Annotated in this window: 24 protein-coding genes; 13 read left to right on the top strand and 11 right to left on the bottom strand. The window is 60.2% G+C overall.

Annotated features, from left to right (window positions below):
* Positions 1-91: 91 nt before the first annotated feature.
* A complete protein-coding gene (locus AB5202_RS00690; RefSeq protein ID WP_368143372.1) occupies positions 92-1027 on the top strand; it encodes a DMT family transporter in 936 nt (311 codons plus the stop codon).
* A gap of 188 nt (positions 1028-1215) precedes the next feature.
* Here the strand turns inward: AB5202_RS00690 and AB5202_RS00685 are convergent, their stop codons facing one another.
* The 4 genes from AB5202_RS00685 to AB5202_RS00670 all read right to left on the bottom strand — a co-directional run bounded on the left by AB5202_RS00685 (position 1216) and on the right by AB5202_RS00670 (position 4690).
* Complete coding sequence (locus tag AB5202_RS00685) at positions 1216-2358, bottom strand: GGDEF domain-containing protein (protein WP_368143373.1); 1143 nt, start codon at positions 2356-2358, stop codon at positions 1216-1218.
* A gap of 189 nt (positions 2359-2547) precedes the next feature.
* Complete coding sequence (locus AB5202_RS00680) at positions 2548-3570, bottom strand: 2-keto-3-deoxygluconate permease (protein WP_195521014.1); 1023 nt, start codon at positions 3568-3570, stop codon at positions 2548-2550.
* Positions 3571-3720: 150 nt separating this feature from the next.
* On the bottom strand, positions 3721-4044 hold the full coding sequence (locus AB5202_RS00675) for an AzlD domain-containing protein (RefSeq protein WP_368143374.1): 324 nt from the start codon (positions 4042-4044) through the stop codon (positions 3721-3723).
* Positions 4034-4690 (bottom strand): AzlC family ABC transporter permease, encoded by a 657-nt coding sequence (locus AB5202_RS00670; RefSeq protein WP_267473397.1) that lies wholly within the window; start codon positions 4688-4690, stop codon positions 4034-4036. The genes AB5202_RS00675 and AB5202_RS00670 overlap by 11 nt, the downstream gene beginning before the upstream one ends.
* Positions 4691-4852: 162 nt before the next feature.
* Between AB5202_RS00670 and AB5202_RS00665 the strand changes: the two genes are divergently transcribed.
* On the top strand, positions 4853-5665 hold the full coding sequence (locus tag AB5202_RS00665; RefSeq protein ID WP_368143375.1) for an HD domain-containing protein: 813 nt from the start codon (positions 4853-4855) through the stop codon (positions 5663-5665).
* On the opposite strand, the gene AB5202_RS00660 is transcribed toward AB5202_RS00665, so the two are convergent.
* Genes AB5202_RS00660 through AB5202_RS00650 form a run of 3 tightly spaced genes read right to left on the bottom strand, consistent with a single transcriptional unit; the run spans position 5662 to position 9287 of the window.
* A complete protein-coding gene (locus AB5202_RS00660; RefSeq protein ID WP_368143376.1) occupies positions 5662-6867 on the bottom strand; it encodes an FAD-binding protein in 1206 nt (401 codons plus the stop codon). The genes AB5202_RS00665 and AB5202_RS00660 overlap by 4 nt on opposite strands.
* Complete coding sequence (locus AB5202_RS00655; RefSeq protein ID WP_117769804.1) at positions 6868-7683, bottom strand: electron transfer flavoprotein subunit beta/FixA family protein; 816 nt, start codon at positions 7681-7683, stop codon at positions 6868-6870.
* 2 nt (positions 7684-7685) lie between these two features.
* Positions 7686-9287 carry an FAD-binding oxidoreductase gene (locus AB5202_RS00650; RefSeq protein WP_368143377.1) on the bottom strand — a complete coding sequence of 534 codons (1602 nt, stop codon included), beginning with the start codon at positions 9285-9287 and terminating at the stop codon, positions 7686-7688.
* Between the two features lie 345 nt (positions 9288-9632).
* On the opposite strand from AB5202_RS00650, the gene AB5202_RS00645 reads away from it, so the two are divergent.
* The 9 genes from AB5202_RS00645 to AB5202_RS00605 all read left to right on the top strand — a co-directional run bounded on the left by AB5202_RS00645 (position 9633) and on the right by AB5202_RS00605 (position 19381).
* Entirely contained in the window at positions 9633-9929 is a 297-nt protein-coding gene (locus tag AB5202_RS00645) for a hypothetical protein (protein ID WP_368143378.1), read from the top strand.
* Complete coding sequence (locus AB5202_RS00640; protein ID WP_342995603.1) at positions 9926-10435, top strand: hypothetical protein; 510 nt, start codon at positions 9926-9928, stop codon at positions 10433-10435. Before AB5202_RS00645 ends, AB5202_RS00640 begins: the two co-directional genes overlap by 4 nt.
* A 90-nt stretch (positions 10436-10525) precedes the next feature.
* Entirely contained in the window at positions 10526-11125 is a 600-nt protein-coding gene (locus AB5202_RS00635) for a hypothetical protein (protein ID WP_368143379.1), read from the top strand.
* Between the two features lie 49 nt (positions 11126-11174).
* Positions 11175-11390: a hypothetical protein gene (locus AB5202_RS00630; RefSeq protein ID WP_368147461.1), complete on the top strand. Its 216-nt coding sequence runs from the start codon at positions 11175-11177 to the stop codon at positions 11388-11390.
* Positions 11391-11408: 18 nt separating this feature from the next.
* Positions 11409-12839: a hypothetical protein gene (locus tag AB5202_RS00625; protein ID WP_368143381.1), complete on the top strand. Its 1431-nt coding sequence runs from the start codon at positions 11409-11411 to the stop codon at positions 12837-12839.
* A gap of 118 nt (positions 12840-12957) precedes the next feature.
* Complete coding sequence (locus AB5202_RS00620) at positions 12958-13674, top strand: DUF554 domain-containing protein (protein ID WP_368143382.1); 717 nt, start codon at positions 12958-12960, stop codon at positions 13672-13674.
* A gap of 88 nt (positions 13675-13762) precedes the next feature.
* A complete protein-coding gene (locus tag AB5202_RS00615) occupies positions 13763-15523 on the top strand; it encodes a TerB N-terminal domain-containing protein (protein ID WP_368143383.1) in 1761 nt (586 codons plus the stop codon).
* Positions 15516-16820 carry an ATP-binding protein gene (locus AB5202_RS00610; protein ID WP_161115338.1) on the top strand — a complete coding sequence of 435 codons (1305 nt, stop codon included), beginning with the start codon at positions 15516-15518 and terminating at the stop codon, positions 16818-16820. The genes AB5202_RS00615 and AB5202_RS00610 overlap by 8 nt, the downstream gene beginning before the upstream one ends.
* 116 nt (positions 16821-16936) lie before the next feature.
* Positions 16937-19381, top strand: a complete 2445-nt coding sequence (locus tag AB5202_RS00605; protein WP_368143384.1) for a DEAD/DEAH box helicase — start codon at positions 16937-16939, stop codon at positions 19379-19381.
* Positions 19382-19407: 26 nt separating this feature from the next.
* Here the strand turns inward: AB5202_RS00605 and AB5202_RS00600 are convergent, their stop codons facing one another.
* The 4 genes from AB5202_RS00600 to AB5202_RS00585 form a co-directional block, all read right to left on the bottom strand.
* Positions 19408-20286, bottom strand: a complete 879-nt coding sequence (locus AB5202_RS00600; protein ID WP_161115336.1) for a spermidine synthase — start codon at positions 20284-20286, stop codon at positions 19408-19410.
* The gene (locus tag AB5202_RS00595; RefSeq protein WP_368143385.1) at positions 20287-22194 is read right to left on the bottom strand and encodes an elongator complex protein 3; all 1908 of its coding nucleotides are present in this window, start codon (positions 22192-22194) and stop codon (positions 20287-20289) included.
* 98 nt (positions 22195-22292) lie between these two features.
* Positions 22293-23189, bottom strand: a complete 897-nt coding sequence (locus tag AB5202_RS00590; RefSeq protein ID WP_368143386.1) for a DUF4097 family beta strand repeat-containing protein — start codon at positions 23187-23189, stop codon at positions 22293-22295.
* On the bottom strand, positions 23189-23911 hold the full coding sequence (locus AB5202_RS00585) for a helix-turn-helix domain-containing protein (RefSeq protein ID WP_161115333.1): 723 nt from the start codon (positions 23909-23911) through the stop codon (positions 23189-23191). The genes AB5202_RS00590 and AB5202_RS00585 overlap by 1 nt, the downstream gene beginning before the upstream one ends.
* A gap of 267 nt (positions 23912-24178) precedes the next feature.
* On the opposite strand from AB5202_RS00585, the gene AB5202_RS00580 reads away from it, so the two are divergent.
* Together AB5202_RS00580 and trmB are read left to right on the top strand one after the other, a co-directional pair.
* Complete coding sequence (locus tag AB5202_RS00580) at positions 24179-25051, top strand: class I SAM-dependent methyltransferase (protein ID WP_368143387.1); 873 nt, start codon at positions 24179-24181, stop codon at positions 25049-25051.
* Between the two features lie 119 nt (positions 25052-25170).
* The gene (gene trmB / locus AB5202_RS00575; RefSeq protein WP_368143388.1) at positions 25171-26052 is read left to right on the top strand and encodes a tRNA (guanine(46)-N(7))-methyltransferase TrmB; all 882 of its coding nucleotides are present in this window, start codon (positions 25171-25173) and stop codon (positions 26050-26052) included.
* The last annotated feature ends 135 nt before the right edge of the window (positions 26053-26187 follow it).

Raw genomic sequence — 26187 nt, 5'->3', positions numbered from 1 at the left:
CATCAGGTACAATCCCTTCGGGTAACAACACCCGCCACCGACACATCCGGTGGCGGGTTCTTTTTTACTTCGCGCATGTAGGAAGGACATCATGGAAAGCCACAAGCCGTATCTCGCCACCCTGCCCGGACTCATCCTGGGCTGTCCTGTTTGCTGCGCACTCTGGGGATCGGCCTTTCCCTGCATCAAGATCGGCTACGCACTCTTTGGCATCCCAGCGCACGATAGCGCTTCGCAGCTGCTCTTTGCAGGTTTACGCTTTACGCTTGCCGGCGCCCTGGTTATCGTTGGGATGAGCGCGGCCCAACGCCGCCCCCTCATACCGCAAGCGCGCGACATCAAGCCCATCTTTGTCTTGTCGCTCTTCCAGACTATCGGGCAGTACTTCTTTTTCTATCTGGGCCTCTCGCGCGCCAGCGCCATGTCGAGCTCCATCATCGAGGCCAGCGCCAACTTCCTCGCAATCCTCTTTGCCGTCCTGGCATTTCACACCGAGAAGCTCAATACGGCCAAGGTGCTTGGCTGTGCGCTGGGCTTTGCCGGCGTCGCGCTCGTCAACCTTTCGGGCGCGGACGGCACCTTTGGCTTTACGCTCGACGGCGAGGGCTTTATCTTGGCTTCCACTGTTGCAGGCGCCCTATCGACCTGCCTGATCGGCATCTTCTCGCGCGAGCACGACGGCGTCTTGCTTGCCGGGTGGCAGTTTTTAGTCGGTGGCGTGGTCCTTACCGCCATCGGGTTTTTGATGGGCGGCACGTTGTCCCCCACCGAAATCGCCCCCGCCATCGCGCTCATCATTTATATGGCACTCATTTCCGCCGTCGCGTACTCGCTGTGGTCGCGCCTGCTTGCCGTCAACCCCGTCAGCCGCGTCTCGGTCTTTGGGTTTATGAACCCCGTCTTTGGTGTGGTGCTGAGCGCGCTGCTGCTCGGCGAGGGCGCTGGCACGAGCCCCGTTACCGTCATCGTTGCCCTGCTGTTGGTCTGTGGCGGCATCATCATCGTCAACAAACCCAAAAAAGCCTAGCGAGTTCACCTTTTTAGAGAGGATGTTCGCAAACTTTAGCTTAATGGAGCACACTGGTTCTCGTTGATTTCGTACCGAGTCGCGGCGGCAGACGCCCGTCTTGCCGCACCGCGCCTGGGCATTATGGCCGGTGGCCCCCACAAACGCAAAATGGGGCGCACGACCACCACGGTCGTGTGCCCCTTTTCCTAGCGTATCTGGACGCCGGCCTTCTTTTTCTCGGCCTTGACGCGGTAGAGCTCCGCGTCGGCAGCGCGAAGCAAGTCTTGCCAGGTATCGACGCCGTCACCGACCCGTGCGTAGCCGATGGACATCCGCAACAGATACGGCACCTCGGCGCGCGCGAGCTCGTCGTTGATTGCCGCGCACAGACGTATGATGTCCTGTTCCGCTGCCGCCTTTTGGAGCACCACGAACTCATCGCCACCATAACGTGCAATAAAGCCACCAGACGCCGAGCAGACTTCTTTGAGCGCAGCGGATATGACCTGAAGAGCGTGGTCGCCCTCCACATGCCCATAGCGATCGTTAATCTGCTTAAAGCCGTCGGCGTCCATCATGAGCAGATACACATCTTCGGCCTGATCCACATTTGAGAAGAGCGACAGCATATAGGTCTCAAAACGGTTGCGATTGTTGAGGCCAGTCAACGGGTCGGTCGAGATGAGTTGCTCCTGGCAGATAATGTAGAGCAGCAACATGCTAATCATTATGCCGACACAAAGGCCAGGCACCGAGTATACGATCTGAAAGGTACCGCCCACCAGGGCCGGAATGGCGAAAAATGCCAAGGTTCGATAGATAGCCTTCGTCTGCAGGCTCTCGACCCTGCGAGATTGCACAAACGCATGCAGGGACGTATGTATAACGTAACAGTAGCTGACAATGGGCTGGATCATATAGGCAAAGCCGCGACGATACACGCCCTGCGAATCGATATAGAACAAGGCGTGCGTCCAGTAACTGGTAAAAGCCAGCACGACCACCAGAGCCGTAGGCAACGTTACAAGCACCACCCTATAGCGCGAGGTCACAAGGCGAGAGCCCTGCATCGTCTCGGAATAGATAAACCAAATGAGACACGCGATGGCAAAGAGCGAAAACGAAACCGCGTTGGAAATCCAGTTGGCAGCAATACCCAACGTGCCGTCCGCACCATCCGAAAGCGTCCAGATCATATCGAATAATATGTACGCGGCAGAGGTGTAGCCAAGCATGCTAAACAATAGCTGCAGGGTGCTCGAGAACAAGGAGCGACGACTTCGCGCGGCAAGCCCGATAAGAACAATCATGCATAGCAGGAATATCTCAATCTTGAGTGCCTTAACCACTAGACGCCATCCCTTCAATATCCGAATGGTCAGAATCGCCCAATTCGAATCAGGGCAATAAACACCCCTTTACTCCGCAGGGGTAAAGGGAATCATAGCAAAGCGCCCGAACATCACTGCAAAACAGTTTCTGTTCGGGCGCTCGGACGGCGCGAATTGCACGCCGGAATCAATTATCGGTAACGGCCGTTACTCGCCATCGATGTCGGTCGCGACGGCCTCCTCGATGGCCTCGACACCGGCAGGCGACAGGTCCTCCTTGCCCTGGCAGAACTTCTTGTCGACCCAGCCGGTCAGAATCGGAGCCATGATTGCCGTGATGATAACGGCAGTGGCGATCTGGGCGTACGCGGTGGGCGCAAGCTCGGCGTAGCGCGGCGCGACCTCGGCGAGAGCAACCGGCGTGGTCATAGCCGTGCCGGCGATGGTGGAACAAGCCACGGCAGCCTTGCCGTTACCACCGCACAGGCGCTCGAACGCAAAGGTGATGGGACCGACGACAAACAGCGTGACAAGGCCCAGCAAGATGCCGGAAATACCACCGGCGATGAAGCTCGAAAGGCTCATGGACGCACCGAGCTGAAAACCAATTACAGCGATCGCGGGATTGGCGCCGGGAACCAGCAGGTTCTTGATAAACGGGAACAGGTTGCCCAGAACCATGCCGATAACGAGCGGCAAAATGGAGCCGATGATAGTACCGACAGGGATGTTGGCAAGACCCGAAACACCAAGGATGATCATCGTGACGGCGGGGCCGGCCGTAAAGAACAGGATACCGACGGCGCCCTGCTCGGACTCATCGCCGAACTCGCCCATGATGCCCGTATAGAGCGCCATGTTGCAAAACGTAATGCCGCCGATGATAGACACGGAGCTCAGACCCAGGAAGTTGTCGTTAAAGAAATATGCCACGCCTAGGCCGAGAGCCGCTGCGACGACCAGCTTGGGAATCAGCACGACGATACCGGTCTTGATGGCGCCCGGCGTGGACTTAAAGCTGATGCCGGCGCCCACGAACAGCAGGATCGCGGCGACGATGGTATTGGAGCCACCGCGGCAGGCAGCCGTAAAGAAGCCGCCGATCTCAAAAACCTGCGGGCAGAAGGTGTTGAGCAAAAGACCGACGATCATCGGATAGATCATGATGTCGCCCGGGATGCGCGGAACCTTGAATTTCTTTTGCTCGTTGGCAGTCGCTTCCTGTGCCATGAAACCCCCATTTCCGCTGACGCGGAACAAAAGCCCACGTCATGCTTTGCTACAGTAAAGTTTGACCATGGTACCAGAAGAAATAGACCAGCTCGGTGAAAAATTCGACAAGTTGGGATGGAACGAGATTCGGCGCCCGCGACGCCACCCCTATATAAGGCTCAAGACAATATAGAGTACGATGCCCGAGACGCAGCACCACAGCATCGATTTTGTCTTGACCGCCACGACCACGACGCCGACGGCCGCAATCCAGGGAACCAAGGCAGGCCAGAGTCCCGCGTCGAACGCGCCGGGGCTCACCAAGTCGTTGGCGACCAGCGCGGCAAAGGCAGCGGGCGGGATATAGCCCAGGGCCTCGGTAATGCGGGGCGACAGGGTCCGCCCGCGCAAGGCGAACGCCGGCGTGATGCGAAAGAACGCGATAGCAGCCCACGACGACAGCCACAGAACCAAGAACTCGTTAACGGGCATCGCGGGCACCTCTTCCGTCAAATACAGCATCGCACGCCAACGCAATGGCAATGCCGGCCACGACGCTTGCCGGCACGGCAATATTCGTGAGGCCCAAGAACTTGCATACGGCGACGGACACCGCGCCCGAAACCGCCGCGACAACGTTGCCGCGCGACAGCCGCTGCGAAAAGAGCAGGCAGATAAAGAGCGAGGTGCAGACAAAGGCTGCAATGGCGGTGGGAACATCGACAACGGCGCCGACGATGGTGCCCATCGTACACGAAACGCCCCATGTTGCGATGAGGATCACGTTGAGCACAAAGGACTCGCGCGGGCCCCAATCCTCCCCTTCAACCAACTTGGCAAGCGAGATGCCATATGCCTCCTCGGTAAGTGTCGCGGCAACAGCCAGCGTCTGACGCTTCGAGGCACCCGTCAGATGCGGCGCGATCGATGCCGAGTAAAGCGCAAAACGCGAGGAGATGGCGGCAACGCTCGCGATAATCGAAGGTGCCGGCACGTCCGCCAGCCAAAGATTGCAGATCATAAACTGGCCGCTGCCCGTCACAAACGTGCTGCTCAGGGCAAAGACCATCCAGGGCTCCATTCCCGTCTGCCCCATGATCATTCCGCACGGCGCGCCTATTGCAACATAGGTAAGCATCACCGGCCAGACGGTTCTAACGATTTTGAACACCATACGCTTCTCATCCTGACAAGGTCTCCGAGCCGCATGTAGCGATACGGCAGAATCATCATCCGACAGCAACCGAGTTCACCTACAATTGCCACCGGATCGAAAGACACAACTTTTTAGGAAGTCATTATGACAGCTATCGATCGAGACCGGGCGCGCGCGGCCTTCAAAAGCTACACCGATGCCTACGACGCCACCAACCCACGCATCGCGCTCAAAATCGAGCATACGTACCACGTGGCCGAGGCATGCGATGCCGTAGCGCGCGAGCAGGGCTGGTCGTCAGAAGATATTGACCTGGCATGGCTTTGCGGCCTGCTACACGATATGGGCCGCTTTGAGCAGCTGCGACGCTGGGACACCTTTAAGGACGCCGAGAGCATGAGCCATGCGGCGCTGGGCATCGAGGTCCTCTTTGGCGAGAATCCCGCCGATGCACCCGCCACGACAAACATCCGTGACTTTATCGAAACCGGTGCGCATGACGAGCTCATCCGAGCGAGCATCGCCTATCACAGCGACTTTCGCCTGCCGGCACAACTCGACGAGCGTACACGGTGCTTCTGCGATATCGTGCGCGATGGCGACAAGATCGACATTATGCGCACCATCGCCGACAGCACCGTCGACACCATCCTCAAAGTGGATGAGGACGCGTTTCTAGCAAGTCGCTTTTCGGTACCGACGCTTGCCGCCTTTGACGAGCATCGGTGCGTCGCGCGCGACGAGCGCAACGAGCCGGCGGACTACCTGGTGGGACTCATCTGCTTTATGTTTGAGCTCGTCTATCCAGCGAGCCGCACGCTGGCGCGCGAGCAGGGCGATATCTACCGCCTGCTCGACGCGCCCTTTAGCATTACGCGGCCCTTTACCGACCCCGCCACGCAGGCGACTTGGAGCCGCCTTAAGGACGAGATGCGCGACTGGCTGGCGCGCGCCTAGCGCTCAAGCTGGGCCAGCAGTTCCTCGACGACCTCGACGGCATCGCCGACAACCTTGTACTGGGCAGCACCAAAGATGGGGGCATCCGGGTCCTCGTTGATGGCGATAATGCACTCTGCCCCACCGATGCCGGCAAGATGCTGGATGGCGCCCGAAACACCGATACTCACGAGAAGCTTGGGCGAAACCGATACGCCGGTCTGGCCAATCTGATGGCGACACTCCAACCAGCCGGCCTCCACGACAGGTCGCGTGCAACCAAGCTCGGCTCCCAGAGCCTCGGCGAGCCTTCGCATCAGGGGCAGATTCTTCTTGGAGCCAATGCCGCGGCCCACCACGACCAAGCGCTCGGCATCGGCGATCGAGGCCTGCTGCCTCCACTCCTCGGCGGGAATCGAGATCTCGACACGAGCCTTAGCATCATCCGCAAGCGATATCTGGGTGATCGTGCCGGAGCGGTCGTAGTCAAAGTCGGGCGCCTTAAAGATGCCGGGACGAACCGTTGCCATCTGGGGACGATGATTGGGGCAGACGATGGTGGCCATCAGGTTGCCGCCAAACGCCGGACGCGTCTGTTGCAGCAGCCCCGTCTCCGTATCCATCGAAAGTACGGTGCAGTCAGCCGTAAGGCCCGTCTGCAAGCGCACGGCAACGCCGGGTGCCAGTTCGCGGCCAAAAGCGGTCGCACCGTATAGGATGGCCTCGGGTTTGCGTTCGGCTACCAAATCGCAGATCAAGCGGGCGTAGACCTCCGCATCGTTTTGGCGCAGGCGCTCGTCGCGACAGGCCAGGACTTCGTCGGCGCCCGCGCAAACCAGATGCTCCAGGTCGCCGAGAGAGCCCTCGGGACCCATACCGATCAGCGCCACCAGACGGCAGTCGCGAGCATCGGCAAGCTCGCGGCCCTTGCCCATAAGCTCATAGGCAACGGGAGTCACCGTATCGTGCTCGTCGGTCTGCGCGAATACCCAAATGTCTCGATATGCATCAAGGTCCACCGCACCAGCGGCCTCGTCACGCTCGATCGAGATAGCGTTGACAGGGCAGGCGTCGACGCACCCACCGCATAGGATGCAGCCGTCGGTTACGCGGGCGCATCGGCTGGGTCGCTCGCCTTCCACTACGATGCCGTCCGAGGCACAGGCGTGAACGCAGCGACCGCAGCCGATACAGGCTTCGCTATCGATAATCAGTCCGCTCATCTATGCCATCCCCTCGATAATCTTGGCAAGCTTTGCCGCCTGCTCGGACGCCGTCCCCTCAACGGCCTCGCACGTTTGGTCACGGTCGGGCACAAACGAGCGCACGACCTGTGTCGGCGACCCGGCAAGACCGCAACGCGCGGGGTCGGCGTTCACGTCGGCGGCACTGACCACGCGCACGTCCGCCTCCTCCGCCGCGCGAATACCGGCAATACTCGGCATACGCAACTGGCCAATCTCCTTGGCAGTCGTCATCGCGCACGGCATCTCAAGGTACACCGTCTCCTCGCCGGCATCGCATCCGTGAACGAGCGCCAGCGAGCCACAGGTCGTAAAGCCCGCGCTCTGCACGCAGCTCACGTCGGTCACGCAGGGAATATCAAAGGCACCGGCAAGCTCGGGACCAATCTGGGCCGTATCGCCATCCACCGCCATCTTGCCGCAGATGAGCAGGTCGAAGTCCTCGTCGAGCGCCTCGATGCCGCACTTGAGGGCATAGGTGGTTGCCAGGGTATCGGCACCTGCAAAGGCGCGATCGGTCAGCAGCAGCGCATCGTCGGCGCCTCGAGCGATGCAGTCGCGCAGCAGCGACTCGGTCGCGGGGATGCCCATCGACACCACCGTCACGCGCACATCCATGCCAAAGCCGATAAAGTCGTCCTTCAGCGCCAGCGCGCATTCCAAAGCGCTCGCATCAAAGGGATTAATGACCGCCTGCTTGCCATCGCGCACGATGGTATTGGTCTTGGGGTCCATCTTGACCTCGGTGCTGCCCGGCACGGCCTTGACGCACACCACCATATGGAAATCGCTCATCTTCACGCGCCCCCTTTCTGGACGAGCTCATCCAAGAGCTTCTCCGAAAACAGGTTACCGCGACCCAGCTGCCCGGCAGGATCGAGCTGGAGCTTGAGCCGCGCCGACTCGACCATGGCCTCGTGACCGTACATCGTCTCCAAGAAGCCCGCCTTGATCTTGCCGACGCCGTGTTCTGCGGAGACGGCACCGCCCATGGCCGTGACCTCGGAAGCCCACTGGGCAAAGAGTTCTGCGCCGCGGCGATAATCCTGTGCATCGCGCGGCAGAATGTTCACATGCAGATGGTTGTTACCGATATGCCCCCAGGCGGCAGATTCAAGCCCACTTTCCGCCAGCGTGCGGCGATAGAGGGCGATAACATCGGCCAAGTGCGCGTTGGGCACCGACATGTCCGACCCCAGTTTGGTGATGGTGGGATCCATGCGGCGGCGCTCGTCGATGAGCATGTTGACGCTCTCGGGCACCGCATGGCGGAAGAATCGCTGACACTCGCGATCGACCTCGGTGCGCGCGACCCATGTCGCATCGTCACTGCCGCCCGCAAGCTCCAGTACCCATCCCAAGTGATACAGCTCCTCAGTCGCCTGGGCTTCGTCGTCGCAGTCGAGCTCCACGTAGACACAGACCTTGGCGTCTTTGTCGAGCGCAGGCAGCGAGGCAAACGCCGTCGACTGCTCGCGCTGGCGACGTAGAATATCCAGGGCGCCAGCATCGAAGTACTCGATGGCAGCCGCATGGGACAGGACGGGACGCACAGAATCGGTGAAGGACACGGCCTTGTCTTCGCTGTCGAAGAAGCAGCTCACGCCCCAAACGACCGCGGGTGCCACCTGCAGGGCAATCTCGAGTTCGGTGATGACACCGATTGTGCCACACGCACCGATAAACAGATCGATGGCATCCATATCGTCAGCAACGAAATAGCCCGAAGCATTTTTTGTCTTGGGCATGGTATAGCCGGGAAGATCGAGCCCGAGTGTACGGCCCGCTGCCGTCACGAGCGACAGGTGGCGGCCCTGGGCAAAAGCCTCGCCGCGCCGAAGCTCAAGCAAATCGCCATCAGCCAGCACGACGTGGAGTCCCGTGATATGTGGGCGCATGGGGCCGTAGGCGTAGCTGCGGGCACCGGAGGCGTTACATGCCGCCATGCCGCCCAGACAGGCAGACGCCTCGGTGGGATCGGTGGGAAAAAACTGCTCGGGAGCCTCTTGGAACTCCTCGTAGGCCTCAAGCGATGCCTGCTCCCAGCCAGCGGCCGGCAGTACCTTCTTGCCCAGCTGCTTGCGCAGCTCCGAGAGCACAACGCCCGGCTCCACGCGCAGCAGAAATTGGCCTTGTTCATCGCGGCGAAGGCCCAAGTAGCGATTCATACGGGAAGTATTGAGGATATGCCCGCCGTGGGGCACGGCACCGGCGGCAAGGCCGGTTCGGGCGCCCTGAACCGTTACCGGGACACGCTCGGCATGGAGCTTTTCCAAAATGGCACGGACCTCGTCTTCCGTTGTCGGAAACGAGATGCTCGAGGCCTCGCCCGATGCGCGAGACTCATCGCGACCATACTCTTCGAACTCGTCGGTGAAGGGTTTGATGGTTGCAGACACGCGAACTCCCCCTTTAGCTAACTACAGTGTTTGCAGGGAGATGTTACCGCATCGTTTCGTCGACGTGTTCGAGACCGTCTCCATAATTGGCGATTTTTACGTTCGTGCAATTCGGCGAACGGCAAGGCTTCCTCGGCAGACGATGCTTTTGACACATATGGCCCCGCCGTCGCCGACCGCGCGATTGTCGCTCGAAAAAAGTTGGAGTATTTTTTGCCGCCTTTTACCTGCGGAGACGCCAATCCGTCAAGCATTTGGTCAGAAATTGGTCAAGTAGCGGCTGATACGGTCGGCGTCGACAGCCAAAACCGATAGAAGTTTTGGCCCAGAAGCAGGGAGGTTCCCATGGCATATTACTGGCCCCAGTACGGCATCGCCATCGAAGTCGACGACGATCCCCATCTCCTACCTTTCGACGAAGAGGTATTCCCCGATACGACGGTCTACCACGTTACCACCGATGTGATCTGCGACCCCGAGTCGTTCTCGGCGCTCGCCCACCACATCGCGCATATCCACGACATCGAGCTCCCTCCCGACTTCGACGAGCTCGTCTACTCGCGCCGTCTGATGCTTCACATGCTCTTTGGAGCGGACCCGTCCACCTTTGCGCGCGTCTATACCACCAAGGATGCCGCATGAGCGCGAAGAGGCCACCCCACTTTGTAGGCCTGGGTCGTCGCAAGAAGCTCATCGTTGCCTGTTTGGCCATCGTCTGCGCCCTTGTCGCCGTAGGACTATACGCTTGGCAGTCGCAGCCCGTACCCGAGGCGGGCGCTTCGGTTACGACGGCCGAGGGCAAAACGCGTCAGGAAATCCAAGATGAGCTCGACGCTATCGTCCGCGACAACATGATGACGATTTCGGTCGCGCCGGTCGCTCAGCTGCAGGAGGACGGCAAGCTGCGCGTCAACGTGCAAAACGTCCAAGACAATAAATTTCCCCAGCGATTCCGCGTCATCCAAAACGACGAGACCATGTACGAATCCGGTGTGGTCGAGACCGGCAAGACAATCGAGACGTGCCCCGCCGGCGACATCAAAGAAGGCGAGGCGTACATCGAGATCCAGGCACTCGATGCCAAGACCCTCGACAGCCACGGCAATCCGACACGTGTCAAGGTGCGGGTTGAGCAAGCCGAGAACTAGCTTTTCCGGCCGACGCGGCACCGCACGCAATTCACCAGCATTCGTCCAATCATCGCGGGGACGGCCCGCGGCGAATAGAAAGGAACGACCATGGACATCACCAGGAACATGAACGGAACCAGAGCGCTCGTCGTGGGCGCAGGGCTCGCGCTCGCGCTCGCAATGGGCGCTGCCCCGACGCCAGCTATGGCGGCCGGGCGCGTTGGAACCACGAAAGTAATGGTCAGGACCGAGATCGACAACGTTGAGTTCAAAGTTCCGACGGTTATTCCCTTCGTCGCCAAGGCCGACGGCACGCTCCAGGGCCCCTCAGAAGACGCGACCACCATCGATAATCATTCGGCCTACGGCATCCATGTCACCAACATGAAGATCGACGCCATGAACACCTGGACCATTGCTGCCGACGCCAAGGCCGGAACCGCGCAGAACTCCATCGACTTTAAGGTCGGCCCCGACGGCGCACTCCAGAACGCCAGCGCCGCAATGCAGGGGACGGGCCTCGATCTTTCCAAGAACGCAGCCTTCGACATGAGCTACCAGGGCATTGCCGGCGGCAAGGACAAAATTAAGCTCAAGACAAGCGGAAACGTCGCCCGCGTCACGCGCGACATCTTCCGCGTAACCGGCGAAGGCGATCAGGTTGCAACGATCACCTGGACGGTCGAGCCCGGTGCGCACACGGCATAAGGCCGTCGCCCTGGCCGCCGCCGTCAGCATCCTAGCGTTTGGCCCAGCCATGGCCTTTGCCCAGCAAGAACAGGCGCAGGCCGCCACGCAAGTGACGGTCGACCTCTCGGGGCTCGACCGCGGCGACCGCGAGGAACCATTGGCGCAGACAGGCGATGGACGATGGCTCTTGGCAGCAGGCGCCACAGCAGCAGGCGTGGGAACCGCCAGCCTCGGCCTGCACATCAAACGCAGCCAGAAACAAAACACGGACAGGCCGCACTAAATTAGCTAAGGAGACCCCATGGCATCGAAGAACCTTTTGCCCGTCGTCGCACTCTGCGGCGCGCTCGCAACCGGAACGCCTGTCGCCGCTTGGGCGACTCCCGTCATGGCAGACTCCTTACCAGCAGCCCTAAGCTCCGCATCAAATCCGTCGAGCGCCATTGCGTGCAAGCGTTTTTCGATCGCACAGGCTGCAATCTCAACCTCGGGATGCCTTCGTCGTAATACGGACGGTTCGATAGTCGTGGATATCAATCGTTCGAACAAGGCAAACGGCTCCCAGGCGGGGTACGCCGTCTGCACGTGGCGCTCGGTTGTGCTCGACGCAGATGGCGATCCATGCAATTTAGAGCTGCACATCGACATCGCTTCGATCGATGACTCGGCGAACGGAGCGAAGGTCGCCTTCGACGGTGCGTTTTTCGAGAAAGGAGGCGGTATATGTCTGGGCTGCGCCGCCGCGAATGCAGACGACACGCAGCCCACCCTCTCATTCACGGCATCGTTGCGGTTGACCAAAGCCGACACCGATGCCATCGCGGCGGGAGAAGCGTCCCTGCTGTTCTACGCCGTCAGCACCAAAGACACAGACGCTCATTTCGAGAAGCCAGCCGGATCACTCAGCCTTACACGAGGGATAGAGGCAGGCCCTATTGAAATCGATGCCCACGCGCAAAGCAGGCAACGCATTCTTGCCGACCCGGCGCTTCTCGAAATGGAGTGGAACGGATCAGGAGCCATCGGAATTATCCCCTCCGCGCTTGACGCCAAGACGCTCCCCTCAAACGACGAACCCATCAACGCAACCATACAAGAAGAGAACGCGGACAAAGAAGCAGGTGCGGGCGACACGCCGTCGCCGACAAACAGCGTCCCAGCTTCTTTCGAAGCACCGAATGAGCCCGCTAACGATCCAAACGATCCCGAGCTCGCAGACAGTCTGGGGCTTGCTGATCCTCAAGAGATCGATGAAGGTAACTGCTGCGTGCTTGCCGCGCTCGACCACACAGAGGTCATCGACGCTGCGAACATCGAAGTTGCCGCCGCCAATCAGCCCGTCCGCAAGTCGGCCATCATCGCATTTCCTGAATCCATCGAAGTCGTCTTTTTGCCATCGGGCGAGGTCGTGGCCCCAACACTGCTCACCTTGTTGGGCGCCAAGAATACTCGAAACGAAATTAAAAAGGTCACGGTTGTCGACCCTGCAACCACCGCCAAGCTGCGTCTATACGCCGTTGCTCCAGACGGAGGCAAGACCTTGGAATTCGATGGTGACACACTCCTAGCCTGGCGACGTCTGGACATTATGCAAGACGTCTCGTATCAGATCGAACTCGAAGGGTTTGATCGTGCCCGCGATGCCAATATCATCGCCGCGGCTATTGAATCCCCACAGCGGCTTATGACACTGCGCTTTGACTACTATCCCTATGTCCCGACAACCACCTGAGGCTTAAATGCTGCGCATCATTCCTAACACCACTTATATAACGTATTAGATGAGTCGCGATGTGCCTCGCATTTCGTTCTGCTACGATTGCCACGTTGGCATCAATACAGGAGGGCTCATGCCGGGCTTGGGAACAATCATCAACGTTGTGCTTTTAGTTGCGGGCGGTCTTTTGGGATTAGCGGGCGGCCGCTTCATTACACCGCGCATCCAAGACACGCTCATGAAAGCATCGGGGCTGTGCGTCCTGTTTATCGGCCTTGGCGGCACCATGCAAAAGATGCTCATCATCGATGGAAAGGCGCTGGCGACCACCGGTACCACCATGCTCATTGTCTCGTTCGCCCTCGGCTCGCTCATCGGCGAGGCCATAAACCTGGAAGCCGGCATCGAAAACCTGGGCGAATGGCTCAAGCGCAAAACCGGCAGCGAGGGAGACAACGAGTTCACCAATGCCTTTGTCTCGACATCGTTGACCGTCTGTATCGGTGCCATGGCTATCGTGGGATCAATCCAAGACGGCCTGCTCGGCGACTGGTCCACGCTCGCCCTCAAGGGAGCGCTGGACTGCATCATCGTCTGCACCATGACGGCCTCACTCGGCCGCGGCTGCATCTTCTCCGCCCTTCCCGTTGCCGTATTCCAGGGAACGATTACGCTGTTTGCCGGCGCGCTCTCCCCCATCATGACCGCCGCCGCCCTCGACAGCCTATCGCTCGTGGGCTCTATGCTCATCTTCTGCGTCGGCGTCAACCTCATCCGTCCTCAGACCTTTCGCACGGCCAATATGCTCCCCTCCGTTGTCATAGCCGTCATCTATGCCCTCCTGTTCTAAATCTATCTACGTAACGGTATCTCGAACACCTGTTTGATGCTGTGCTATGATATGAGGTCACCGAAGCTGCGTTAGAAGAGGAGAGACGGTGGCCGACCAGGACATCAAGATGCTCATCGAGCGCATTATGGCCGAGGCCCGGACCCATCAGTCTGCTCGCTTCTCAAACGAAGTCTATGCTGACGAGCCAATTCTCAAAACCGGTCGTCAGATGCAGAACTTCCTTCCCGACCAATACCGCAAGATGCGCGAGATATCGCGCTGGCAGGATGACCCCAAAGGCGGCGCGGGTCGCTGGCTTTCGGAAGCCGAGCTTTTCTACCGCCAAGGCCTGCTGATGGCCGACTTTGAGGACGACTGCCCCTACAACGGTACGTTCAAGTCGTACTTTCCCACCTATAACGCCATGAGCGATCGGCAGTTGCGTGGCTATTTTACCTGGCGTGCACAAGTGCGCCGCGGAACCGTCGAGGAAACGTCTACGTCCTTTGCCTTCCTGTATCTCTATGAGCTGATCTGTGGCATTGGCGTAGATGACCCACTCGATGGTTTTAACAAAATCAAGGCCTTTTGGGATGCCTACCGCGCCTTCGAGCCCGGCATCGACCGGTTTGCACGCGTGTGGCTGCAGGACTACGCCGTGTTCCACGGACTCGACCCCAAGCTGCTTCGCGACTCTAAAACCGTCATGTTCGACAACGCCCTCATCGAGCTGCGCCGCGCGGCTCGAGACCTTGCACCTACACCGACGCCGTCCGGCCAGACCCCTAAGCGTCGCAAAACCTCCGAGCCCACGCTCCCCCTTCCGCCCGACGAGGCAGGCGAGGAGCGACTCATGACCGCTATAAACGCCCTCTCCACGTACAACCTGAATAACTCACGGCTCGACCGTTCCCACCATCGCGACCTGCGCCACGTGGCATGCGCCGTGTATGTCCGTATGGCGCGCTACTATGACACGCACCGAAAGACCGGCATCGTAGCGAGCTTGTTTGGGGAGGAGACGGCCATGCCCTACACCATGTTTGCCTCGGCCGTGTTCTTTGCGCCCGAGCGCCACGAGGACTGCGAATATCGCCTGGACCCCATTCACATCTACCGCTGCCAAAATGGCTTTTGGGAATGCATGCGCATCCACGGCAGCAGACAAAAAAGCAGCAAGCTCGGTGAGATAATGCGCGCCTGCGACCAACGCCTGCGCCTGGCCCTAGACCCCACCCATCCCCTGAAGGAGGAGAAGGTCCCCAAATATCTGGCCAAGATCATCGATGACGAGATCGTGGCATGGCTTTCGTGGGACGCCGCGCACCAGCCCGTCAAGATCGATATCGATTTGAGTCAGCTAGGGCACATTCGGAGCGCCGCCGCGCAAACGCGTGAAGCGCTTTTGATTGATGAGGAGCGCGAGGATGATGTGCTCGCAGAGGTCGATACGGCGGGTTCCGAGCAGCCGAAAGCCGAGCCCGTAGCCGACGCGATTGTCGAGGCGGTCGCGGCACCCATTCGGCAGGACGAGACCGACGAGCCAACCATATCCACCGAACAGTTTGGTGTCGTGGCACCGCTTCTCGCGCCGACGCCCGCGTTCGCAGCTGTTGCGCCCGCTGACGCCACGAACGAACTCACGCCTGCCGCAGACGCCTATCTCCGCGCGCTGCTCGAGCACAACGCAGTACAGGCGGAATCGGCGGTAGTGCAATCGGGACAGAGCGAGGACATGCTCGTCGATACCATCAACGAGGCGCTCTTTGACCTGGTGGGCGACACCGTAATTGAATTTAGCGCGGCAGGGCCGCAGATTATTGAGGACTACGAAGCAGACGTGAGAGGATACCTAGACCATGAGTGATACCGCATCCGCAGCACCCCGCGTGCCCAAGCGCGTCGCTGCCGTCATTCTCAACTCGCTCAAGGGCGGCGTGGTCCCGCGCATCGGCCTTCCCTACATTACCGTAGGGCGCGAGGTCGAGATCCGCGCCCTGCTCACCGATCTGAGTCTCATCGCCGACGGTGGTGCGAGCTTCCGCTTTCTGGTCGGTCGTTACGGCGCCGGCAAGAGCTTTTTGCTCCAGACCATCCGCACGCACGCCATGGGTGAGGGATTCGTCGTCGCCGATGCAGACTTATCCCCCGAGCGCCGTCTGCAGGGCGGGCAGGGGCAGGGCCTTGCCACCTACCGCGAGCTCATACGCAATATATCGACCAAGACGCGCCCCGAGGGCGGTGCGCTCAACCTTATTCTTGATCGCTGGGTCGCCTCGTACGCCGACGTCGACGAGTCGGTCGTCAATGCCCAACTGGCCCCGCTCGAGGAAATGGTCCACGGCTTCGACTTCACCCGCATGCTCCGCCGCTATCGCACGGCCGTATCCGAGGGCGACGAAGAAGCCATGAGCCGCGTGACCAAATGGATTCGCGGCGAGTACCGCACCAAGAGCGAGGCACGCGCTGAGCTGGGCTCCTCGACCATCATCAGCGATGACGACTGGTACGACTACGTTAAGCTCATTGCACGCTTTTTGGTCTGCAGCGGATACAAGGGCATGCTGGTGCTCATCGACGAGCTCGTGAATCTGTATAAGATTCCCAACGCGATCACGCGCCAGTACAACTACGAGAAGATCCTGACCATGTACAACGACACACTCCAGGGCAAGGCGCAGTACCTGGGCATGATCATGGGCGGCACGCCAACCTCCATCGAAGACCGCCGCCGCGGCGTGTTCTCCTACGAGGCCCTGCGCAGCCGACTCGCTCAAGGCCGCTTTGCACGCGAGGACCTTAAGGACATGCTCGCGCCCATCATCCGTCTGCAGCCACTCACCTACGAGGAGCTGCTGGTGCTGATCGAAAAACTCATGCAAATTCACGCCGGCTACTTTGGCTGGACGCCCACGCTTACCGAGAACGACTTGGTGGACTTCCTCAAGATCGAGTTCGGTCGTGTGGGAGCCGACACACATCTGACGCCGCGTGAAGTCATTCGCGACTTTATCGAGCTGCTCGACATCCTATGCCAGAACCCCGACGCCAACGTAGCCGAGCTGCTGCAAAGCGTCGGCGGCGACGCGCTGGTGCCGGCAGCAGCAACAGGCGACACCGGCACCGCAGGCGGCGACCGTAACTTCGCCGAATTCACCATCTAACCTGCCAAAAAGGGACAGGTTTATTTTGGCAGGTTTTATCTGGGCGAACGTTGAGACTGTAATGCAGCAAGCCGTTGCCAGCCGCGTTGAGAGATTCGTTTTTGAGAGGAGGCCCCGTGAACGCCTTTGACCGCTACGCCCCGTTTATCCAAGACTTCATCTACTCCCACGATTGGGAGAGCTTGCGCTCTATCCAGGTTGCGGCGGCAGATGCCATCTTTAACACGCAAGACAATGTGCTCCTGACGGCATCCACGGCTTCCGGCAAAACCGAGGCAGCCTTTTTTCCCATCCTGACCGAGTTTTGGGAGAGACCGCCCGCAAGCGTGGGCGCCCTCTACATTGGCCCCCTCAAGGCGCTCATCAATGACCAATTCGTCCGCCTCAACGACCTGTGCGAAGAAGCCGATATCCCTGTCTGGCACTGGCATGGCGATGTCTCGCAGTCGCACAAGGCTAAGCTCATCAAAAAACCGAGCGGCATCTTGCAGATTACGCCCGAGTCACTCGAAGCGCTCTTAATCCATAAGCACATGGCAATCCCTCGTATGTTCTGCGACCTGCGCTATGTGGTTATCGACGAAGTCCATTCGCTCATGCGCGGCGACCGCGGCGGGCAGACGCTCTGCCTTATCGAGCGGCTCTCGCGCATGGCAGGCGTGCAGCCCCGCCGCATCGGTCTGTCGGCAACCATCGGCGACCCCGAGCGCACGGGCGCCTTCCTGTCGCAGGGGACGGGACGCAACTGCGTCATCCCACGTTTTGAGGAGCCGCGCCGCGTGTGGCGCATCTCCATGGAGCACTTCTACAACTCGGGTCCCCAGGCGCAGCAGCGAGGATTCGCGAGTACAGGTCCGCAGGAAGCCGAAGTGCTCGCATGCGAGCGCATCGAGGCGGTGGCGCCCACGGCACTGCCCGCCGGCGCCCAAGACATGCGTCACAGCGGGCAGCTCACACAAGAGGAGCGCCGTCAACGTCGTGAGCGGGCACGGGGCAAGGCCGCTCCCAAAGACCGTCGCACTTCCTCGGCCCCCGAGGGCGAAGTCGACATCCCACGAGCGACCGAGCAGGCGCTTCTCAACCCCACCGACACGGCGCCCGACAACGCCGACCCCGGTATGGGCTATATCTTTGAGCATACGCGCGGCCGCAAGTGCCTGGTCTTTGCCAACTCGCGCGAGGAGGCAGAGGCCGTGTGCTCCATGCTGCGCAGCTACTGCGAAAGTCGACACGAGCCCGACCGCTTTCTAATCCATCACGGCAACCTTTCGGCATCGCTGCGCGAGACGGCCGAGGAGCTCATGCGCGACGAGGAGCAGACGCAGACAACCGTCACCACCTCTACGCTGGAGCTCGGTATCGATATCGGCCGCCTGGAGCGCGCCTTCCAGATTGACGCGCCGTTTACCGTCAGCTCCTTTTTGCAGCGCATGGGGCGCACGGGACGCCGCGACCTTCCGCCCGAGATGTGGTTTGTCATGCGCGAGGAAGAACCCGAGCCGCGCACGATGATGCCCGAAACCATTCCCTGGAAGCTCCTGCAGGGTATCGCGCTCGTACAACTCTATCGCGAGGAAAAGTGGGTCGAGCCGCCCGAGCTCGATCGACTCCCCTACAGCCTGCTCTATCACCAGACTATGTCGACCCTCGCCAGCACCGGCGAGCTCACGCCGGCCGAACTTGCCCAACGCGTGCTCACGCTCAGTTATTTCCACCGCGTCTCAGCCGATGACTATCGCGTACTGCTGCGCCACCTCATCAAGATCGACCACATCCAGGTCACCGAGGGCGGCGGGCTGATCGTGGGTCTCGCGGGCGAGCGCATCATCAACAACTTTAAGTTCTACGCCGTGTTCCAGGAAAACGAGGAGTTCACCGTTCGCAGCGAGTCGGCCGAGCTGGGCACGATCGTCAATCCGCCCCCGCCCGGTGAGCGCATCGCCATCGCCGGACACTGCTGGATTGTCGAGGAAGTGGACTGGAAGCGCCACACTGTCTTTGCCACGCAGGTCAAGGGCCGGGTGCCGGCCTACTTTGGCGACTGCCCCGGAGACATCAATACGCATGTACTCGAGCGCATGCGCAAAGCGCTCAACGAGCATGCGGCATATCCGTATCTCATGGGCAACGCACGGGCACGTCTTGCACAGGCTCGCCATACGGCCGAGATTTCGGGCGCGGGGGCCAAGCCGCTCATTAACCTGGGCGGCGACACCTGGGTGCTCTTCCCCTGGCTGGGCAGCTACGCCTTTTTGGCGCTCGAGCGCTTGCTTAAGATTAAATGCGCCGCAAAGCTGGGCCTTCGCGGGCTCGATCCGTCGCGTCCATACTTTATGCAGTTCAAGATGAAGGCCGACAAGGAGACGTTCTTTGAGGTGCTCGCAGCCGAGGCCGAAAAGGACTTCGACCCCATCGAGCTCGTCTATCCCGGCGAGGTACCTTACTTTGATCGGTACGACGAGTTTGTTCCCGAAGAGCTCGTGCACAAAGGCTTCGCCGAAGGTGTGCTCGACATCGAAGGCATGAAGCAGCGTGTCCGCAGCTGGCGCGACCACGCCTAAGACCAGTCTTTTTGGGACGGAGAGACTTACTTGTCGTGAAGGACGGTGCCGAGGAAGTCGGTGTCGAAGGGCACAGCTTCGGCAAAGGCGTAGTCGCCGTCGCTGGCGATGAGTAGATAATTCTCCTCGCCGCCGAACTCCGTATCGCCACAAGGCACCATCCAGGCGCGAGCGAACACCTCGAGTGCCGTGGCAACGCAATCGCGCAGGAACGCCACATCGCTCCCCTCGTTTGCACTCACGATATTGGCAACGTAGACGCCACCGACATTTAGGCTGCCCCGCACCAAACGCAACGCCTCAACCGTCGCCAGCTCGCGTACGGGCTCGGCACCGCCAAAGCAATCGCTCACGACCACGTCGTAGCGACGATGGCCCACACTCGTCACGCCCAGATATGAGCGAGCCTCAGCGGTAATCACCCGCAAGCGGTCGCCCACCACGCGCTCCAGCTCGTCCAGGTAGAACCAACGGCGCGCCAGGCGCGTAATCTCGGCATCGTACTCAATGACGTCCATGCGCAAGCTCTCGTGCGACATCAGCGCGAACTTGGGATAGGCAAACCCACCGCCGCCCAGCATAAGCGTACGGTCGATACCGTGACCATAAGCGTCACGCATTGCGTCCTCGGCCTCAAACACATCGTCAAATGCACGATAATACGCAAAGACGGGCTCTGCCCAACGATCGCCAACATAGCTTGCGCTTTGGTAGACGCCGCCCTGCACGAGCACGCGAATCTCATCGCCGCCCTCATCGTGCACGCGTTTCACGCGCGCCAACCCATTGCGGGTTCGCGCAACCTGCAGACAGGCAGCACGAACAGCGACAGCGGCCGCACCAAGCGCCGCGGCTCCCAGAGCAACGCCGGCAACGACGCCGGCAGAAACACTCGGCTTGTTCATCTAGAGCTCCTTTTGCAGATAAAGGCCATGGTCATAAAATCCAAGATGGCGATAGTACTCGCGTGTGCCAATCGCGCTAATCACGTTGATGCGCGCATAGCCCGCATCTCGGGCAATCTCGCACGCACGCTCCACGAGCAAACGCCCCAACCCGTGATGCTGCGCCGCCTGGCCCTGGTCACCCACGCGTGCCGCCATGCCATACACGTGCACCTCGCGAATCATCGCCTCGTCCGGCGTCGTCGGCAACTCGTCCGCATGCGCGGCAACAAATGAATGGTCGGGCAGCGACAGGCGCAAAAAGCCCGCGATCTTGCCCTGCGGCGTCACCCACTGCAAAAAGCGCTCGTAAGTCACCGGCGTCTCGTACGCCACTTCCTCATCAAGAGATAGCTCACCCAAGTCGGCACCCGCCGTACTGATCTCGCGATAGCGAATCTCGCGCACCGTCGCACCGTCACCCCGAGCAGCCAGGCGGTTCTCAACGAGCTGACGCAGGTTGGGCTTCTTGTTGCCCACCATGATGTCATCGGAACTAAAATCGCGGATCATGCGACTGATACGGCAGAACGCCGGCGTCACCACGATGTCGTCGGCCAGCACGTCGAGCAGTTCTTCCTCGGTATAGGGGCGCCACTCGCCGCGCTCGTAGCAGCCCACCAGACGCGAGCCCTCGATGAGCGCACACGGGTAGACCTTGACCTCGTCGGGCATAAAGGCCCCCTCAGTCATAAAGTGCTCGTAGTCGCGCTTGTCCCCCTCGGGTGTGGCGCCCAGCAAGTTGAGCATAAAATGCGCGTGGATCTTAAAGCCAAACAGACGCGCAAGCGAAAACGCCCGCTCGATCTGCGCCACCGAAATGCGACGCTCGTTGATATCGAGCAGGTGCTGGTCAAGGCTTTGGATGCCCATCTGAATCTTGGTGCAGCCCAGGCGACGAATGAGCGTGAGCGCCTGTGACGTCACGGCATCGGGGCGCGTCTCGATAACGAGCCCCACCACGCGATGCTTCGCCGTCTCGTTGATGCGCTGCTGACGTTCAAGCTCCTCCATCGTGGTCGTCTGCCACTCGGCGACCTCGCCCCACGGCGTACCGTGACCGTACAGACGACGCACCGCGCGGTTATAGCCACCCACGGCAGCATCCACACGCCCCTGCTCGTCGGCAACACCGCTCGCAAGCTCGGCCTCGTCAGTCGCAATACCGGCAGCCCGATAGCGCTCACGGCGTTCTGTTACCACCGGCGGCAAGGCATCGGCAGGAGCGTCATCGAGTAGACGCCCTGCCTCGGCACGGCTGATGCCCGGACGCGCCAACATGGGGTTGGCAGCCACGCCGGCGACGGCATCGTCATTGAGCGCACGGAAAAGCTCTGACATAAACCATGTCTGATAGCCTTCCGGATAGTCGCTCCAGGTGCCACCGAGCACAATGAGCTCTATCTTGTCGGTCGCATGCCCCATCTGCGAAAGCGCGGTCAGACGAGCGCTTACCTGCAGATACGGGTCAAAGCAATTTTGCTCCGCACGGGCGCATGCCGGCTCGGCGTGCAGATAGCTCTTGGGCATGCGCAGGTCGTTGGGGCAAAACAGGCAATCGCCCGAGCACGGCCAGGGCTTGGTGATGACGGTAATGGTCGCCACGCCCGAAGCCGTGCGGCGCGGCTTCATACGCAGCACCTGCAGCAGTTGACGTTCCAGATCGGAATCGACATTCCACGCAGCCCACCGAGCCGGCTCCTCACGTTTAACCCGCTGGTAAAACGGCAGCAGGCGGCGCTTGGCCAAATCGCGTTTGTCGGCACCCTCGCGGCGCGCCTCGGCATGTATCAATTTGACGAGCGCTTTGTCGTCCACGGTCTCGCCGCGACGCAGAGCCTCAAGTATGTTCAAGATAATCTGTTCCATGCCCCCATTGTAAAGGCAAAGGCGCCGAAGCCCGTCACGGCTCCGGCGCCTCCATCAAACAGCGCGTCTATGGTTTATAAGTCTTCAATAACCACCCGTCACTCTGAATCAAACGACATGTCGCCCAAACCGACCTTAAAACGATACGTGGCAGACTTATCGCCGTTATCGAATTCAGGATTCAAAATGGTCTCGCCATCGTAGCCAAGCGGAAGGAAATCGCTCTCGAAGTCGCCGCTGCCCACGGTAAGGCTCGCCTTAAAGCCCGTAGAATTCGGAACCGTCATCTCCACATCGCCCGAGTCCACGCTCACGTCCATCGACTTCGCGGGGGCCTGGTAGAGCTCGAACGTCGCATCGCCCAAACCGACCTCGGCATTCAGAGTGTCGGTCACGGTGCCCGCAAACGCGACGTCTCCCGAGTCCAACGTCAAATCAAAGTCGTGGCACGCAATGTCCGCGACCGTCAGGTCTCCCAACCCCACGTTTGCCGTAATGCCCATCATGTTATCGGCAAGCTCACGCGGCAGTTCAATGGTGACCTTACGGTCATGGGCGCGCTCGTCATCGCAGTCGAACTGGCTAATCTTGAGTGTAGAGCCCTCGATCTTAACCAGATTCTGAGTGGCGGCATCGGAAGCAGACGCCCCCTTTGCAACGCGCCCGCTTTCGATGACACGTACCGGTCCGCCAGAGACACGTTTAACCTCGACCGTCCCCGACGTCACATCCAAGTCGAGCGATTGGAACGCGTCTTCGTCAAAAGTCGTGCTCGAAAGCTGCTGAGGCCGAGCGGAATAGTTGCCGCCATCCAAAAGATCGTCCTCGTCAACCGCATCGTCCATACCAGACAAGCCGGATACAACATCGTCGAGATCCCACGGGCCATCAAAATGAATCAAAGTCCGCGAAGTGCCAAAGACAAGCCCGATGATGAGCACAAACGCTCCGATGCCAACACCCAAGCGTATCTTGGATTCATGCGAAAGCTTCATCATTCATCACTCTCTTTGGCAATCGGCTCAGCGGTAGTCGCGGTAGCCACGTCAGCATCAGATTCCGCAGAAGTATCCTTCCCCTGGGCCTTGACCGCCACCGACGCCGAACCAACCTGAATATCCCCGCGCGCCCAATCGCCATCGAGCGCACGCGCCACCCAGTGATAGATGGGAATCGTAAAGAAGATCAGTGCGGCAAAGGGGCCGGCACCAAACAGGAACATCAGCAAAAAGAACAGCAGCCAGCACACGGCCCAATACGGGAACGACTGGAACGGGCCCTTCACCGGAGTCGAGCCAACTGCGCTGCCACTCGTCGCCTGCGCCGTAGCGGCATTGGCGGCCTGCGCACTCCAGCTTGCCGCTTGCGCCGCCTTGGCGGCGGCGTCACTCGCCTGTGTTGCCGCCTCGGTAGCGCGCGCCGCCGCCTCATGGGTGCGAGCACGCTCTGCTGCCTCGGCCTCGCGCTGGCGGGCGCGGTCCTCGTTCTCAAACTCGATATCGTCCTCGATCTCATCGCTCGGATTGAGCAGCTCGTCCAAGCTCACGCCATAGAGCTTGGCGAGCGAGATCAGGTTCTCGGTATCGGGCGAGCTCTCCGCGCGCTCCCATTTACTGACTGCTTGGCGCGACAGTCCCAGCTTTCGTGCCAGCCCTTCTTGGCTAAAGCCTTTGCTTCGGCGAAGGTCGGCGAGCCGCTGCGCAGTTTCTACATTCATGGTTCCTCCTATGTGATGCCAGCCGTGCCGCCGGACCGTTTTTGTTCTTAAGGCGCCTTGCACAGTTAAAAATCTATCCGCCACCGCCAAAAGCATGCCACCTATTCTAGTGAGATTTTTGACAACCGGCGGTTGCGGGTGCATATGAGCTGCGGAAATGTGTCCAAACAAAGCAATGACCCGTAGCTTGGTTGTCCCCGTTGCGGCGTTAACGGTAGTATGGTCGTATTGTTAATTCCGCACCGCCAACGGAGGGAGTTCCGCGCCGTGAACCGCGATTTCGCCTCATCGCTCATCCAGCTCAACAATACGTTCTATCGCGAGCACTCCGCCTCCTTTTCCGATACGCGCCAGGCCCCGTGGCCCGGCTGGGTGCGCACCATGGACATTGCGCTCGAACAACTCGACGTCGCCACGATCGAGCATCCCGTTCGCGTCTTCGATCTCGCCTGCGGCAATATGCGATTCGAGAACTTTGCCGCCGGCGGCGCACTCGCCGCCAAGGGCGTCGACGGAGCAAACCCCTCGGCAGATGCCAGCTGCCCCTTCGAGTTCTATGGCGTCGACTCGTGCCAAGACCTGGCCATCGATGCACATGGCCACGCCCTGCGCATTCCCAACCTGCACTTCCAGGAACTCGATGTGCTCGACGCCCTCATGAAGCTCAACCCCGCCGAGACACCCGACGTGCTTTTCGACGCCCCGCTCGCCGACATCTCGGTCTGCTTTGGATTTATGCACCACGTGCCGTCGTGCGAGTACCGCGTACGCGTGCTCGACGCCCTGGTGCGCCAGACGCGCCCGGGCGGCATCATCGCCATCAGCTTTTGGGAGTTTATGAACGACGAGCGCATGGCGCGCAAGGCTGTTCGCGCCGAGGCCCGCGCCGAGCTCACCCCGCCGTTTGAGGGTTACGATTCCGCGCAGTTTGAAGCCGGTGACCACCTCATTGGCTGGCAAAACGACCGCCACGCCTACCGCTATTGCCATCACTTTGACGATCAGCAGATCACCGACCTGGTGCGCGGCGTCCGTACGTTCTACAAGAGCGGCGAGGTCCCCGTGCGCGAGCTTGAGCGCTTCCATGCTGACGGTCGCAGCGGCGATCTCAACCGCTATGTGATTCTCAAGCGCCTGTAGGCACCGACGACTCGCCGTCGAGCCGCACCGCGTCTTTCGGGCAAACTATGCCCACCCCTTTTTCAACCCATTGACGGAACGCGCAGCTATGCGTTCCATACTTATGACCAAGGAGCCTCATGGGAGCCGTCCACGTTCGCACGCCTAAGAACTTTGTGCTCGAGGAGCGCCTGGAGCGCTACGCCGATGCGATTGAGACGAACCCCGAAATCTATGCCGGAGATTGGCGCGAGGCCTGTGCGCCAGTTGGCAGCAAGCCCTTCGAACACCTTCACCTGGATCTTGGCTGTGGCAAGGGAACGTACCTTGCAGAGCGCGCGGCCCACGAGCCAAACACCCTCTTTATCGGTATGGACCAGGAGCCCATCTGTATCGCCTATGCCGCGCAGAAAATCTGCGAGCAGGAACTGACCAACGCACTCGTCCTGCCCCGAGGCGCCGCATCGCTGCCGCAGCTGTTTGCCACAGGCGAGCTCGATGCCATCACCATCAACTTTCCCACGCCGCAGCCCAAGGCCAAGTACGCCAAAAAACGACTCGTCCATGTCAACCATCTGATGCTCTATCGCCCGCTCTTTGCAGTTGGCGCCACCGTAACGCTGCGAACCGACAGCAAGCCATTGCGTGACTACGCCCTGGGGCAGTTTGCCGCGGCCGGCTACGACACGCTTTGGGTAAGCGACAACGTCCGCCGCGACCATCCCGAGCACCCCGAGACCGAATATGAATGCCGCACGCGCGAGATGGGTGCCGTCGTCTACGGCATTTGCGCCACACCCGGAGCGCAGCCCAGCGATGAGCAGCTCGCGGCGGGCCGCGCGCAGGAGCAAAGCCTTGCGTGCTACCTGCCCGACAATCTCGATGAGCTCGCCTACGTGCCTCTCGGCATGGAAGAGGCCGTCGAGAACTTTAAAAACCGCGCCCGCAAGGGCAAGAAGCGCTTACCGCAGGAGTCCCAGGGGCCTCTGATGGTCGCAGCTTCGGCAAACAAGCGCAAATAGGCGCCAGCAAACGACCCTCAAATCTAAGTGAGTAGACTTTTTTGCAATAGCCAAGCACAACCCGCATAGCAAAAAATAAAACCGCAGGTAGAGCCCTTGCGCAAAAACCATGTGTTCGCAATACCGCGAAAAGTC

The organism is Collinsella aerofaciens (genome assembly GCF_040915545.1).
Taxonomy (GTDB): Bacteria; Actinomycetota; Coriobacteriia; order Coriobacteriales; family Coriobacteriaceae; genus Collinsella; species Collinsella aerofaciens_BE.
The sequence above is the reverse complement of the archived record's forward strand: the minus strand, read 5'-3'. Positions and strand labels throughout refer to the sequence as shown.

Bases quoted from the DNA above. Each gene is read 5' to 3' on its own strand.
- AB5202_RS00690 (WP_368143372.1), top strand. From the start codon at position 92: ATGGAAAGCCACAAGCCGTATCTCGCCACCCTGCCCGGACTCATCCTG.
- AB5202_RS00680 (WP_195521014.1), bottom strand. From the start codon at position 3,570: ATGGCACAGGAAGCGACTGCCAACGAGCAAAAGAAATTCAAGGTTCCG.
- AB5202_RS00675 (WP_368143374.1), bottom strand. From the start codon at position 4,044: ATGCCCGTTAACGAGTTCTTGGTTCTGTGGCTGTCGTCGTGGGCTGCT.
- AB5202_RS00670 (WP_267473397.1), bottom strand. From the start codon at position 4,690: ATGCTTACCTATGTTGCAATAGGCGCGCCGTGCGGAATGATCATGGGG.
- AB5202_RS00665 (WP_368143375.1), top strand. From the start codon at position 4,853: ATGACAGCTATCGATCGAGACCGGGCGCGCGCGGCCTTCAAAAGCTAC.
- AB5202_RS00660 (WP_368143376.1), bottom strand. From the start codon at position 6,867: ATGAGCGGACTGATTATCGATAGCGAAGCCTGTATCGGCTGCGGTCGC.
- AB5202_RS00655 (WP_117769804.1), bottom strand. From the start codon at position 7,683: ATGAGCGATTTCCATATGGTGGTGTGCGTCAAGGCCGTGCCGGGCAGC.
- AB5202_RS00645 (WP_368143378.1), top strand. From the start codon at position 9,633: ATGGCATATTACTGGCCCCAGTACGGCATCGCCATCGAAGTCGACGAC.
- AB5202_RS00640 (WP_342995603.1), top strand. From the start codon at position 9,926: ATGAGCGCGAAGAGGCCACCCCACTTTGTAGGCCTGGGTCGTCGCAAG.
- AB5202_RS00635 (WP_368143379.1), top strand. From the start codon at position 10,526: ATGGACATCACCAGGAACATGAACGGAACCAGAGCGCTCGTCGTGGGC.
- AB5202_RS00630 (WP_368147461.1), top strand. From the start codon at position 11,175: ATGGCCTTTGCCCAGCAAGAACAGGCGCAGGCCGCCACGCAAGTGACG.
- AB5202_RS00625 (WP_368143381.1), top strand. From the start codon at position 11,409: ATGGCATCGAAGAACCTTTTGCCCGTCGTCGCACTCTGCGGCGCGCTC.
- AB5202_RS00620 (WP_368143382.1), top strand. From the start codon at position 12,958: ATGCCGGGCTTGGGAACAATCATCAACGTTGTGCTTTTAGTTGCGGGC.
- AB5202_RS00610 (WP_161115338.1), top strand. From the start codon at position 15,516: ATGAGTGATACCGCATCCGCAGCACCCCGCGTGCCCAAGCGCGTCGCT.
- AB5202_RS00600 (WP_161115336.1), bottom strand. From the start codon at position 20,286: ATGAACAAGCCGAGTGTTTCTGCCGGCGTCGTTGCCGGCGTTGCTCTG.
- AB5202_RS00595 (WP_368143385.1), bottom strand. From the start codon at position 22,194: ATGGAACAGATTATCTTGAACATACTTGAGGCTCTGCGTCGCGGCGAG.
- AB5202_RS00590 (WP_368143386.1), bottom strand. From the start codon at position 23,189: ATGAAGCTTTCGCATGAATCCAAGATACGCTTGGGTGTTGGCATCGGA.
- AB5202_RS00585 (WP_161115333.1), bottom strand. From the start codon at position 23,911: ATGAATGTAGAAACTGCGCAGCGGCTCGCCGACCTTCGCCGAAGCAAA.
- trmB (WP_368143388.1), top strand. From the start codon at position 25,171: ATGGGAGCCGTCCACGTTCGCACGCCTAAGAACTTTGTGCTCGAGGAG.